Source organism: Acidiphilium sp. MT5 (assembly GCF_054767495.1).
Genome location: NZ_BAABMR010000006.1, coordinates 1 through 11,473, shown reverse-complemented (window position 1 = coordinate 11,473; position 11,473 = coordinate 1). Strand labels below are relative to the sequence as shown.

At 57.2% G+C, this 11,473-nt stretch carries 16 protein-coding genes; 15 read left to right on the top strand and 1 reads right to left on the bottom strand.

What is annotated here, in order from left to right; all coding sequences use genetic code 11:
* The first annotated feature begins 3 nt into the window (after positions 1–3).
* The 11 genes from ACYUCQ_RS07885 (at position 4) to ACYUCQ_RS07835 (ending at position 7,911) form a co-directional block, all read left to right on the top strand.
* On the top strand, positions 4–1,404 hold the full coding sequence (locus ACYUCQ_RS07885) for a phage portal protein (protein WP_460253977.1): 1,401 nt from the start codon (positions 4–6) through the stop codon (positions 1,402–1,404).
* Complete coding sequence (locus ACYUCQ_RS07880) at positions 1,397–1,801, top strand: phage scaffolding protein (RefSeq protein WP_460253976.1); 405 nt, start codon at positions 1,397–1,399, stop codon at positions 1,799–1,801. The genes ACYUCQ_RS07885 and ACYUCQ_RS07880 overlap by 8 nt, the downstream gene beginning before the upstream one ends.
* Before the next feature lie 113 nt (positions 1,802–1,914).
* Positions 1,915–3,237 (top strand): DUF4043 domain-containing protein, encoded by a 1,323-nt coding sequence (locus tag ACYUCQ_RS07875; RefSeq protein WP_460253975.1) that lies wholly within the window; start codon positions 1,915–1,917, stop codon positions 3,235–3,237.
* An 11-nt stretch (positions 3,238–3,248) separates the two neighbouring features.
* Positions 3,249–3,557 (top strand): hypothetical protein, encoded by a 309-nt coding sequence (locus ACYUCQ_RS07870; protein WP_460253974.1) that lies wholly within the window; start codon positions 3,249–3,251, stop codon positions 3,555–3,557.
* Between the two features lies 1 nt (position 3,558).
* Entirely contained in the window at positions 3,559–3,963 is a 405-nt protein-coding gene (locus ACYUCQ_RS07865; protein ID WP_460253973.1) for a hypothetical protein, read from the top strand.
* A 7-nt stretch (positions 3,964–3,970) separates the two neighbouring features.
* Entirely contained in the window at positions 3,971–4,615 is a 645-nt protein-coding gene (locus ACYUCQ_RS07860; protein WP_460253972.1) for a hypothetical protein, read from the top strand.
* A complete protein-coding gene (locus ACYUCQ_RS07855; protein ID WP_460253971.1) occupies positions 4,615–5,460 on the top strand; it encodes a hypothetical protein in 846 nt (281 codons plus the stop codon). Before ACYUCQ_RS07860 ends, ACYUCQ_RS07855 begins: the two co-directional genes overlap by 1 nt.
* 10 nt (positions 5,461–5,470) lie before the next feature.
* Positions 5,471–5,608 carry a hypothetical protein gene (locus tag ACYUCQ_RS07850; protein ID WP_460253970.1) on the top strand — a complete coding sequence of 46 codons (138 nt, stop codon included), beginning with the start codon at positions 5,471–5,473 and terminating at the stop codon, positions 5,606–5,608.
* A gap of 3 nt (positions 5,609–5,611) precedes the next feature.
* Entirely contained in the window at positions 5,612–7,168 is a 1,557-nt protein-coding gene (locus ACYUCQ_RS07845; protein WP_460253969.1) for a phage tail protein, read from the top strand.
* Between the two features lie 12 nt (positions 7,169–7,180).
* Positions 7,181–7,609 (top strand): hypothetical protein, encoded by a 429-nt coding sequence (locus tag ACYUCQ_RS07840; protein ID WP_460253968.1) that lies wholly within the window; start codon positions 7,181–7,183, stop codon positions 7,607–7,609.
* Entirely contained in the window at positions 7,606–7,911 is a 306-nt protein-coding gene (locus ACYUCQ_RS07835) for a hypothetical protein (protein ID WP_460253967.1), read from the top strand. Before ACYUCQ_RS07840 ends, ACYUCQ_RS07835 begins: the two co-directional genes overlap by 4 nt.
* A 763-nt stretch (positions 7,912–8,674) precedes the next feature.
* Here ACYUCQ_RS07835 and ACYUCQ_RS07830 read toward each other — a convergent pair.
* The gene (locus ACYUCQ_RS07830; RefSeq protein WP_460253966.1) at positions 8,675–8,815 is read right to left on the bottom strand and encodes a hypothetical protein; all 141 of its coding nucleotides are present in this window, start codon (positions 8,813–8,815) and stop codon (positions 8,675–8,677) included.
* Positions 8,816–8,983: 168 nt separating this feature from the next.
* On the opposite strand from ACYUCQ_RS07830, the gene ACYUCQ_RS07825 reads away from it, so the two are divergent.
* The 4 genes from ACYUCQ_RS07825 to ACYUCQ_RS07810 all read left to right on the top strand — a co-directional run bounded on the left by ACYUCQ_RS07825 (position 8,984) and on the right by ACYUCQ_RS07810 (position 11,403).
* Positions 8,984–9,673: a hypothetical protein gene (locus ACYUCQ_RS07825; protein WP_460253965.1), complete on the top strand. Its 690-nt coding sequence runs from the start codon at positions 8,984–8,986 to the stop codon at positions 9,671–9,673.
* The gene (locus ACYUCQ_RS07820) at positions 9,670–9,861 is read left to right on the top strand and encodes a hypothetical protein (protein WP_460253964.1); all 192 of its coding nucleotides are present in this window, start codon (positions 9,670–9,672) and stop codon (positions 9,859–9,861) included. The genes ACYUCQ_RS07825 and ACYUCQ_RS07820 overlap by 4 nt, the downstream gene beginning before the upstream one ends.
* Positions 9,862–9,982: 121 nt before the next feature.
* Positions 9,983–10,858 (top strand): hypothetical protein, encoded by an 876-nt coding sequence (locus ACYUCQ_RS07815; protein WP_460253963.1) that lies wholly within the window; start codon positions 9,983–9,985, stop codon positions 10,856–10,858.
* A complete protein-coding gene (locus ACYUCQ_RS07810; RefSeq protein ID WP_460253962.1) occupies positions 10,858–11,403 on the top strand; it encodes a phage baseplate assembly protein V in 546 nt (181 codons plus the stop codon). The genes ACYUCQ_RS07815 and ACYUCQ_RS07810 overlap by 1 nt, the downstream gene beginning before the upstream one ends.
* Positions 11,404–11,473: the final 70 nt, after the last annotated feature.

Here is an 11,473-nt window from a genome sequence, read left to right as displayed (position 1 = left end):
AGGGTGTTCGATGCGATCAGCCAATTGATCGGCGCCGATCAGGCGTTGCCGCACCGTGCCGAGCGTTTGGCGATGTATCAGCGGGTGTTGGACGGCACGCTCTATGATGATTTGCCCTATGCGTTCCAGGACGAGCGTAATGGGGCTGGTGACTATATTCCGCTGCGTCAACGCCGACCTTCGGTGCGCTATGGTTTGTGCCGGATGGTGGTGGAAGATTCTGTGGCGTTGCTGTTCAGTGCGGGGCATTTTCCCGCAATCGATTGCCCAGACCCGGCAGTGATCAAAGCCTTGGCAGACGTAATCCGTGAGAACCAACTCAATGCGCTGATGATTGATGCTGCTTTGGCTGGGTCCGTCGGTTCGGTCGCGCTCTGGATGCGGGTGTTGCGTGGCAAGCTATTTTTTTCGGTTCTACGAACGTTGTATTTAACGCCAACTTGGCGTGCGGATGCTCCCGATAGCTTAGAGTCGGTAACTGAACGTTATCGCGTGCGGGGTGCTGAACTGATCGAACGCGGCTATCTCGATATCGATCCCACCGTCAGCTATTGGTTTCAGCGGCGCTGGACGGCGAGCGATGAGCTTTGGTTTGACCCATTGCCCGTTGATGCGGACGGGAGCTGGCAGATTGATGAAACACGCAGCATACGGCATGATCTTGGGTTTGTGCCGATTGTTTGGGTGCGGAATTTGCCCGGCGGTGATGAAATTGATGGCGCCTGTACGTTTCGTCCTGCCATCGAAACATCGATCGAGATTGATTATCAACTATCGCAGGTTGGCCGGGGGTTGAAATATGCGTCTGATCCAACCTTACTCATCAAAGAGCCGGCCAGCACTGATCGAGAAATCATCAAAGGCGCTGGAAATGCTTTGGTGGTCTCCGAAAATGGTGATGCGAAACTGCTCGAGATTGGCGGCACGGCATCTGCTGCGGTGATCGATTATGTACGCACCTTACGCGAGTTCGCGCTCGAGAGTGTGCATGGCAATCGTGCCAACGCCGACCGGCTGGCGGTGGCTCCCTCCGGGCGAGCGTTGGAGCTGATGAACCAAGGATTGATTTGGCTCGCCGATAATTTGCGAATTTCCTATGGTGAGGGCGGCTTGCTCAAGTTGCTGCGCATGGTGTTAGCCGCTCGCCAGAAATTCGAGATCATCGCTGGTGGCGGCGTGATACCGCCTTTTGACGTCAATGTGCCAATCACGCTGCGCTGGCCGCGTTGGTATCCGGCCTCTGCCGATGATCGGTTGAAAGAGGCGCAGGCAATTGCGACACTCTCGAACGCAGGTCAGATTTCCCAGGAGACGGCTGCAAAGACACTCGGACAGCAGATGGCGATCACCGATGTGGAAGCGGAGCTAGCCCGGATTAGACAGGAGCAGATACAAGATGACTGACACGCCCATGGATGATGCCGTTCCGGAAACTGACCCCAGCGCTGATTGGCGTGCTCGTGCTGAGGCTGCGGAAGCCGCGTTGGCGCGGGAGCAGCATAGAGCGTCTGAATTGGCGAAGCACGCTGCGTTGAAGATTGCAGCTATTCGCGCAGGAATGATTGATCTGGATGGGTTGAAGCTTCTTGATTTCGATAAGGTTGAGCTTGCGGAAGATGGCACGGTTCCAAATGCCACTGCAATGATTGCGGATTTACGCAAATCCAAAGCATGGTTATTCGGGTCCTCATCCTCCTCGTCGGTCGCTGCAGCGCCACGTGCGCAATCGCCGCGTGCTCGCCATGCGCGTGAGATGAGTGAGGCTGAGTGGCGGGCCGCGCGGGCTTCGCTGATCCGGTAACGCCGACTTTGCGCATCTTTGATGCGCGATCTCACAAAAATTACCAGTTTCGACCGCGCAGGGGACTGCGTTGGCGATGTTGCACGTTCCAATGTTAGCAGAAGGACTTGATCATGGGCATTGATAACTTTCCCGCCTCGCTCCAGCCGATTATTCAGCAAGGGTTTCTCGAGCGCGAATTCGAACAGGCGCTGCACTCCAAACTCGGCTATCGGATGGTTGCCGACCGAGAGACTTTTGCCGTTGGTATCGGTGAGACACTCACCAAAACCCGGGCTGGCCTGAAACCTTCGGTTACCACGCCGATTGCAGGTGCGACGAATACCAATTTGGATAATGGTTTGATCCCGCAGGGTTGGGGCGTTGAACAATATACCGTTACGCTGAATTTTTATGCGGCAACGCAAGATTTGAACATGGTCACCAGTCGCGTTGGTATCGCCAGTCAGTTTTTGCAGAATGCCGCCACGAACGGTGAACAGGCGGCGCGCAGCCTTGATGAGCTTGCCCGAAATGCACTCTTCGCGCCGTATTTTGGCGGCAATACACGGGTCACCAGCACGCTGACCGCCGATGGACCTGTGATTTCTGTTGATGATATTCGTGGTTTTACCACGATTTTTGTTAATGGCGTGCAGACCGCGGTGTCACCCTCAGCGCCGCTATCTGTCACCGTGGGCAGTGACGAGTATAGTCTGATTGGGGTGACGCCCGATATGAGCAATGCCTCGTTTGCGCCGGGTGGTATTTCGGGGCAATTGACGTTTGCTACGGCGATTACGGTTGCGGATGGAACAGCCGGCAACCCTGTGATTGCCGCGACAGCAAGTTCCATCAAGCGTCCTTCAGGGCGGCTGACAACCGGGCAATTGCAGGCGACCGATATGCTGACAATGTCGGCGTTGCTCGATGCCGTCGCGGCGCTGCGCCTGAACGCAGTGCCAGATATTGATGGCGTGTATAATTGTTATCTTGATCCGGTATCCGCCCGTCAACTGTTCGCTGACCCTGATTTCCGGCAGTTGTTTCAGGGCGCCACCTCGGCCAATTCGGTATTTCGCCAGGGTATGATTAATGATTTCCTAGGTTTGCGATTCATCACGACCACGGAGGCCTATGTGCAGCCACATCCGACATTAGGCGGTTTGCTGGTGCGCCGCCCGATTGTGTGTGGCAAAGGCGCTCTGATTGAGGCGGATTTCGCGGGGATCGGAACTGATGATGTCGCACCCAAGGGGGCGCTGGTTCATGTTGTTGACAATGTTGCGATGGTGACGCGTGAACCAATTGATCGCCTCCAGCAGATTATTGCACAATCATGGTATTGGATTGGCGGATTTTGTGCGCCGTCTGACACCACCACCACGCCTGCGCAAGTTCCGACCGCAACCAATGCCAATTTCAAACGAGCCGTCATGATCGAGCATATTGGTTAAGGGAGGCTTGTATGTCGACAGGGGCAAGTTTGCCATTTAGGCCAGCGGGCACGGCGGTGATTGCGGCAGGTGCGACAGCAACGAGTGTGACCTTGCCGCCCGGCGGATCGAGCATCTTGGTGTTCAACAGCGCGGCCTCGGTCGCGTTCGTTCGGTTTGGGATGGCCGGGGAGACAACCGCGCAGTTGAGTGACACGCCGGTTCCGCCGGGAGCTCGGATGCTGATGGATGCTGGCCGCTTGGTGACGGCGGCGAGTGTTGTGTTGGCATCGGGAGCGGGAAGTGTGTTTTTCACCCGCGGCGACGGATCGGTCTATTGATATGTCGAGCACGGTCACGACGGCACCGGGGGTTCTTAGCGATGCTCAAAAGGTCGATGTGCGGCGCTTTTGCGGCTATCCCGCTTATGGTGCGGGGGCTGCGGGATTTGAGTCTTGGCGATTTTTTCAAGCCTACGGGACGCTTGAATATCGGATGAATAATCTTGCCCCGACAGAGATTGTCGTGGTGGTGCAATATTTGACGACGCTCAATGCGCTAGAGGCGGTCATTCCCGAGGCGTCTGGTAACCTCGATACCGACGCGGCGGCAAGTTGGCAGCATAATAAACGAGAAATCCACGATCGGGCGTCGCTGTTTGATCAATGGCGCCGCCGACTTTGTGGGTTCTTGGGGTTGCCGCCGGGGCCTGCGCTGGAGTCTTCGGGCATTTCTTTGATTGTGTGAGGGGACGATGGACGGTTTGCGGCTGGCTGATCGCATCGCTTATGGCGGTGGTATGGCGGCCCGCAAGGCCGGCGTCATTTGTGATACCTATCGGGCTATCGATGGCTCTTGCCCGTTAGTGCCGGCTCGGCGAATGATCCGGCTTGGGGTGTTATCGGTGCCGGTTGGGGGTGGCGTTCGCGGACCCGCAGGATTTGGCGTGCCGTTCCGTCAGCTTGTGCTCGACCAAGCCTATGTGCAGGCTGGGGATTATTTGGTCGGCCCGAATGGAACATCGTTGGTCGCGACCAATGAAGCGCCGGCGCCGGTGTTGGGGGTGCAGTGCAACGAGGTGATTACGTTGTGGCGGACGGCGCAGCCCGCCGTGCCAGGCCTTAATCCTTACGGCGCGGTGTTGCTCAGCGACGCCCGTGTGGTTTTGGCTGGGTTTCCTGCTGCATTGATGCCGGGTGGGGTCAGTGATCGCACTCGGTTGGGGTTGCCCGATGATACCAAACTGCCTGGCTATGTTGGTGTTGTTGCAGCGATTGACGGCGCCGGGCCGCTTGTAGCGGACATTGTGCGCGATGGCCGAGGCCGCCAATTTGTGGTGGATGCGGCAGCGCGGTTTGGAGGCGTTTGGCGGCTGGCTTTGACCGAAAGCGTTGCGTGATGGCGGACCAATCAGACGTTGAGAACGCCTTATTGTCCCTCGTGGCGAACGCGCTTTATCCGGCGGGGAGCGATTCGCTCTCATCCGTGCATGGCCCGACCGGGCCGGTTGTTTGGCGGGTTTATCGCGGTTGGCCGCCCAGTGCGGTTCTGGATGCTGACCTCGCACGCGGCGTTGCTCATGCGACGGTGGTGCCTGATGCGGCTCCGATCCATAATACTACGCGGTTTCCACGCATTTGGCAGGTTGTGGCGCCAGTTGCGGCATCCTTACTGGTCTCGGTTGCGGCAGAGACGGCGATATTTTCGGGATATTGCGCGGCGGGGCAATTGGCAGGCATTGCGGTTGATGGCGCGATTTTTCCCTATGCGGTGCAACCAACCGATACGCCGGCAACAGTTGCCAGCAACCTGGCTGCTTTGTTGCGGGCAGCGGGTTGGATTGTCAATTATCAGGGATCAAGTTTGAGTGTTCCTGCCGCGCGGCTGTTTACGGCGCGGGTTGTCAATGGTGCGGGTGCCTTACAAGAAATCAAGCGTCAAAAACAGCAATTTCAAATATCGCTTTGGTGTCCAGACCCGCTCACACGGGATGTGGCGGCAGGGTTGGTTGATTGTGCGTTAGCCACCCCGCAATTTGTCGCACTCGCTGATGGATCGGTTGCGCATTTGGTTTTTTCCGGGGGGGCTACCCGTGATCAGGGCGCTAACCAATCGTTATATAGGCGTGATTTTATCTATGCTGCTGAATATCCGACGACGCTCGCTGAGATCGAACCTGCGATGTTGTTCGGCGTGGGCGGCATTACCGCCAATGGTGCATTTGTTGCCGGCTTGGCCGGCTGAAGGGGATATGATGACGATTAAGCTGGTTGTGGTGAAGCCATTCCTCGGCTTCAAGCGGGGGGACGCGATTACTGACCCTGGCGAGATTTCCCGGCTGTTGGCTGCCGGGCATGCGGCTTCAGTTGTACGCGTTTTGGCGGAGGTTTGATCCATGCCGATTACCACGCTTGGGGCGTTAAACACGACGGCGCTGATTGTGCCGGATTTGTATGTTCAGATTGTGCCGCCGCAGACATTGCTGCTCAATGGCGTGCCCACCGATGTTGCGGGCATTGTGGGCAGTGCGAGCTGGGGGCCGGTGAATGAGCCGATGGTGATCGGCTCGATGGCTGATTATGCACTCGGATTTGGTCCGGTGATGGCGCGACCCTTTGATATGGGCACGGCGGTTGCGATTGCCGTGCAGCAGGGGGCTGGGAATTTTCGGTGTGTTCGCGTAACCGATGGCACGGACACGGCGGCGGCTGTCACGTTGTTCGGCGCCATTGAGTTTACGGCGATTTATACTGGCAGCCTTGGCAATATGCTGTCGGTGACATTGTCGCCCGGATCTGCGGTCAATAGTTGGCGTTTGACGATTTCGATGCCGGGGCGACCCCCCGAAGTATTTGATAATCTCTTGGGAACCGGCAACGCGCTATGGCAAACCATGGCCAATGCGGTCAATCAGGGCACCGGGCCGCTGCGTGGCGCATCGCAATTGGTGGTGGCCACTGCCGGAACCTCAAGCATTGCGCCGAGCCCGGGGGTTTACCCGTTTTCAGCGGGTATTGCCGGGAGTGATGGGGTTGCGACGTTAGGTGCCAGTTATCTGGTTGGGCAGGATACTGTGCCCCGCATGGGCATGTATGCGCTGCGCAGCCAGGGTTGTACCTTAGCGATGCTCGCTGATATGACGGATTCAACGCAGTGGAGCGTGCTCGTTGCCTTTGGCCTTGAGGAAGGCTGCTACATGATCCTGGCCGGTCCGGCCGGCGACACGATTACGAATGCGGTGGCGACCAAGCAGGCAGCCGGCATCGACACCTATGCTGCAAAGATGATGTTTGGCGATTGGATTTGGTGGTATGATCAGGCGAATCAGCTGATACGATTAGTCTCGCCACAGGCCTTTGTGCTGGGGCGGTTGGCTAATTTGTCGCCCGAGCAATCGTCGCTGAATAAGCCGCTTTATGGGGTGGTGGGAAGCCAAAAATCGGGTCAAAGCCCTTCTGGCATCAGCAATAGTTATGCGACGGCAGATTTGGCGGCTTTGCTATCCGCAGGCATTGACGTGATCGCCAATCCGCAACCCGGTGGTAATTTCTGGGGCGTGCGAGGAGGGCATAATAGTTCGTCTAATGTGGCGATTAACGGTGACAATTATACACGGCTGACTAATTATATTGCAGCCACGCTATCGGCTGGTATGGGTGCTTATGTTGGCCAAGTCATCAACGCGACATTATTTCAACAAGTGCGGGCCACCTTGCTTGCGTTTTTGAATGCGATGCTCTCGCAGGGGCTTTTGGGGAGCACCAATGGTTCCTTGCCATTCGCAGTTGTTTGCGACCTGTCGAATAACCCGGCATCACGCACAGGTCTTGGTTATCTGCAGGCTGACGTGCAGGTTTTATACCAGGCGATTAATGAAAAATTCATTGTGAATGTGCAGGGTGGCCAGACGGTGCAGGTCAGTCAACAAACGCTGCCGCAAGGCACGGTATAAGGAGAGTTTGGCATGCCGTATAATAGTTTTTCGGTTGGTAACGACTGTCAACTCGTGGTGATGGGTCCGTTTGGGCGGGTCGATTTGGCATATGTCACGGGATTTGAAGTCAATCAGGTCACGCAGAGTGTGCGGGTTGATCGGTTGGATGGCATTCAGCTTGGCGCGGAGTTGCCACGCGGCTGGCAAGGTGGATTCAGCCTCGACCGAGGGAGTTCGGCCGCCGATGATTTTATTGCCCAAATTGAGCAGGCCTATTTTGCTGGGCAAGCCATCGCGCCAGGCACCCTTTATCAATATGTGACGGAGACGGATGGCTCCGTATCGACCTATCAGTTTGATGGTGTGGTGTTCAAACTGAGTTCGGCAGGGGTTTATCGGGGGGACATGCCGGTTGCCCAGAAATTAGAGTTTTTCGCATCGACCAGGAAGCGGCTATGAGCGAGCGGGTTGTCGTTGATGCGGTCGGCCGAACGTTGAAAATCCGCCCAATTACCATGCTGGATCGGTTGCGATTATTCAAAGCGCTTGGCCCCGAATTATCGATGAATGATGCATATTTAGGGGTCGCGAGTTTGGCCGCAGCGGTGACGGCGATTGATGATGTGCCTTTGCTGTTTCCAACGAGCGAAGCGGCTGTTGAGCATGCTGTTGAGCGGATCGGCGAGGCGGGGTTGGATGCCGTGGCCGCGCTGCTCGGTAGCGAGGACGAAGCGTCCACACGGGCCGCCGCGGGAAACTAAGCCGGCACCCAGCGTTGATCGACTGTTTATATCTGGTCGGGCGCGGGGTGCCATTTGAGGTAGCGTTCGAGTTGGATGAGGCCGTTCGCACGGCGTTCGTGGTGTGTTTTGGTACACTCGATGGGTTGCATTTCGATTGGCAACGGATGATGTGGGAGCCCGAACCTTGAACTATCGTGATCGGCGCGGATCATGGGCTGCCAAATGGGGGCAACAAGGGCCACGCTATCATCGGGTTACACGGCCTCGCTTATCCGGCGTTGCGCCGGTGCGGAGCTGGGCACGGCGGATGCGAAGCGTTCAGCGGGTCGATCATTTCGCGCCGCTGCCTCCTCGGTCGTTGCGCGTAGCACATCGCTGGCCGGCGCAGCCCGTCGTTCGGTTGGGTCGCGCAGGTTACGCGACGCATTATGCGCGATTTGGGGGGCGATCTGGGGGTCGCTGGGACGGCACCATCGGATTAGCCGCCGCGCCGCGCCCCCGTCGATGGGCCGGTGGATATCAATCAACCGATTCGCGCGGGTCATGGCAGTCTCGGGCGGCAGCGCCCCGGTTGCATGGTGCGAAAATATTGCGGCGCGGATTGGCTCAACGGCACGCATGGCGTCAGGGCGGGCGGATTTCGGCTTATGCGGCCCGTGCGGGCACTGCGGTGCGGATTTCCGCTGAGCGGAAGCGTCGTCCAGTGGCGCCGGTGCGTCGTCGCGATACAGCGATATCAGGAGAGCCGATTTTTTCACTGGGATCAGCGACCCCCCGTCAGTTAGTAAATCTCTCTGCCGAGCGAGATCGCCTGGTGTCGCAGCGTTTGGGGTTGGATGACTTGCGGGGCTTGCGGGCGGGGGGCCAGCAGCATGATCCGTCCGTGATGCCGGTTGATCATGGCTTCACAGACGGTGGCCATGTTGGCTCGTCACGATCGGGACAGGAGATGATGCGCTGGTTTGGGCAGTTATTCGGGGATGAGGCGCGGCGACCGCCATCCGGCCCAACGCGCGCTGACACAATGCTGTCGCCGATTTTTCCCGGGCGCAAACCCGGTTTCTAACGGACGCCAAAGTGAGGATCGAAAATGACGGCACAGCAAAGCGTGCTGCTCGGCCCTGTCACATTGCGGGGCTTTGAGGTTCCTGAACAAATTGTGTTTGGTGGTGGACAGCGGGTTGCGGTCCATGAGCTGATCGGCGGTGGGCGGGTTATCGATAGTCTCGGTGCGGCTGCAGAAGCGATCATGTTTGGGGGTATTTTTTCCGGGCCTGATGCGGCGTTGCGGATGCAGAGCTTGGATGCGGCGCGGGCGGCTGGGATCGCACTGCCGCTCAGTTGGGGTGATTTTGCCTATTCGGTTATTATTACTGAATTATCGGCCTCCTATCAGAAATCATGGTGGGTTCCCTATAGTTTACGTCTTGCCGTCGTTGAGGATCCTGTTTCAGTCATTGCCTCAATAGCCGTTCAGGCCGGGCTTGATCTTGCGAGTGCTGGTGGCTTTGCGCAAACCGCAGGAGTGCCTTTGGCAAGCACGAGTGTCAGCTCGCCTGTAAGTTTCGCGGCACCGCTTGCGGGGTTGTCGAGTGCCATTGGGCTTGCAGGCAATCAGGTGGGCAGTGCGACCGCGACCTTGGCAGAGACGATGGTTGTTCCGGCCGGGATCACCGCATTGTCTGAAGCGGCAGGCGCTTGCGCTGTCCAGGCCAATGCGTTGGCGGCGCAGGCCTATTTGCGCCGGGCGGCGGCGAATATTGCGGGAGCCGGAGCATGAGCGGATCGACGATAACAGCCATTGGCGGCAACTTATTCACCTTGGCCGCGCAATATTTGGGTGATGCAACCCAGTGGATTCGTCTTGCACAAATCAACGGCCTTGCGGATCCATTTTTAGTCGGTCAGGTCAATTTGGTCTTGCCACCCGTCGATCCGAACGCTGGTGGTGGCGTGCCCAATGTCTGAAACTATTTCGGCGCGGGGTATTGGACTAACGGTCGCGATCAATGAGATCCCCGTTGCTGGGGCAACTTCGTTCGAGCTTTTGCAGGAATCGCCGTTCAGCGCCGCCCGATTCCGACTGGTCATGGCGTTGAATGCGCCCGGCGTAGGAATTGAGTTTTATGCCGGATTAGCGGTGGCGACGATCACTGTTACCATGAGCATAACGGCCGAATTGGTTGGGAGCAATTCGGTGTTTCAGGGTCAGATTGATGCAGTGACGCTCGATATTGGTTCTGGACTTGCTTTGCTGACTGGCCGTGATTTTACGGCTCGCTTGATTGATGCAGAGATCAATGAAAGTTTTTCAAATCAGACATCAAGCGCTATTGCGGGCCAATTTGCGCTGGCTGCGGGGCTGTCTGCCCAGATCACACCGACCACGCAACCGATCGGACAGTATTACGAGCTGGCACACAATGGTTCGGCATTGGGTTTGCATTCACGCCATCCAACCCGATGGGATTTGCTGGTTGATCTTGCCGAGATTGAGGGTTTCTTGGTCGGTGTTCAAGGCTCCACACTGATATTTGGGCCGGCTCCTGTGGTTGCACCGATGGTTCTTTCCTATGGGCAGGATTTAGTCGCGCTGACGGTGGATCGGGCACTGGGGTTGTTGTCGCCCTCGGTGACGGTTCGAAGCTGGAATCCGCGTCTGCAGGGGGCATTTACTGCGACGTCGGGTGGTTCCGGTGGCGCCGGTGTAACGGTGGTCAAACCCAATTTGACCCATGAGCAAGTGCTGGCGCGTGCTCAATTTGAACAGTCACGCTTGGCCGCACAGAGTGTGTTGCTGCGGGCCGTTATGCCGGGCGAATTTACGCTTGGGCCATCGTCGTTAGTTCAAGTGCAAGGCACGGGAAGCTCGATTGATGGTTTCTATCGGCTTCGAAGCGTTGAACGGCGCATTCATGCGGTAGATGGATTTATTCAGCGCATTGAAGCAACACAGGTTATCTGATGGATGTTTTCTGGAACGCCGTGAAAGCCCGCGCTTCTGCACTCGATGGGTTGGGTGGGCAGGCCCGATTTGGGCTTGTTTCAAGTTTTGACCCGCAGGCATTTGCCGCTCGCGTGCTGGTTCAACCTGAAAATATTCTCACCGGCTGGCTCCCGGTGTTAGCACCTTGGGTGGGCGCTGGCTGGGGTTTGGCTGCGCCATTATCGCCTGGCGATCAAGTGTTGATGCTCTGCCAAGAGGGTGATTCGCAGCAAGGCGTGATTATCGGCGCGGTCTGGTCGGCAACAACGCAGACGCCCGGAGCGCCAGTCGGTGAATGTTGGCTGGTTCACGCCAGTGGCTCATTCATAAAATTGCAAAATGATGGAACAATCGTCCTGAAGGCAACGACCGTTTCGATAGAAGGCAATCTGCTGGTAAGCGGAGAAATTTCAGATTTGGCAGGCCAGCATGGTTCATTAGATCGGCTTCGTGAGGCGTATGACGGACATGTTCATGCTGATCCACAAGGCGGAACGACGGGTCCGGTATCGGAGAGCGTGTGATGGCTGACTTAGAGTCTGACTCGTAATTTGGTCTGATTTTTTCATGCGCGTGCGACAAATCTGACGGTTC

Coding starts and splice junctions, on each gene's coding strand:
- ACYUCQ_RS07880 (WP_460253976.1), top strand. CDS start 1,397: ATGACTGACACGCCCATGGATGATGCCGTTCCGGAAACTGACCCCAGC.
- ACYUCQ_RS07875 (WP_460253975.1), top strand. CDS start 1,915: ATGGGCATTGATAACTTTCCCGCCTCGCTCCAGCCGATTATTCAGCAA.
- ACYUCQ_RS07870 (WP_460253974.1), top strand. CDS start 3,249: ATGTCGACAGGGGCAAGTTTGCCATTTAGGCCAGCGGGCACGGCGGTG.
- ACYUCQ_RS07865 (WP_460253973.1), top strand. CDS start 3,559: ATGTCGAGCACGGTCACGACGGCACCGGGGGTTCTTAGCGATGCTCAA.
- ACYUCQ_RS07860 (WP_460253972.1), top strand. CDS start 3,971: ATGGACGGTTTGCGGCTGGCTGATCGCATCGCTTATGGCGGTGGTATG.
- ACYUCQ_RS07855 (WP_460253971.1), top strand. CDS start 4,615: ATGGCGGACCAATCAGACGTTGAGAACGCCTTATTGTCCCTCGTGGCG.
- ACYUCQ_RS07850 (WP_460253970.1), top strand. CDS start 5,471: ATGACGATTAAGCTGGTTGTGGTGAAGCCATTCCTCGGCTTCAAGCGG.
- ACYUCQ_RS07845 (WP_460253969.1), top strand. CDS start 5,612: ATGCCGATTACCACGCTTGGGGCGTTAAACACGACGGCGCTGATTGTG.
- ACYUCQ_RS07840 (WP_460253968.1), top strand. CDS start 7,181: ATGCCGTATAATAGTTTTTCGGTTGGTAACGACTGTCAACTCGTGGTG.
- ACYUCQ_RS07835 (WP_460253967.1), top strand. CDS start 7,606: ATGAGCGAGCGGGTTGTCGTTGATGCGGTCGGCCGAACGTTGAAAATC.
- ACYUCQ_RS07830 (WP_460253966.1), bottom strand. CDS start 8,815: ATGGCCACCGTCTGTGAAGCCATGATCAACCGGCATCACGGACGGATC.
- ACYUCQ_RS07825 (WP_460253965.1), top strand. CDS start 8,984: ATGACGGCACAGCAAAGCGTGCTGCTCGGCCCTGTCACATTGCGGGGC.
- ACYUCQ_RS07820 (WP_460253964.1), top strand. CDS start 9,670: ATGAGCGGATCGACGATAACAGCCATTGGCGGCAACTTATTCACCTTG.
- ACYUCQ_RS07815 (WP_460253963.1), top strand. CDS start 9,983: ATGGCGTTGAATGCGCCCGGCGTAGGAATTGAGTTTTATGCCGGATTA.
- ACYUCQ_RS07810 (WP_460253962.1), top strand. CDS start 10,858: ATGGATGTTTTCTGGAACGCCGTGAAAGCCCGCGCTTCTGCACTCGAT.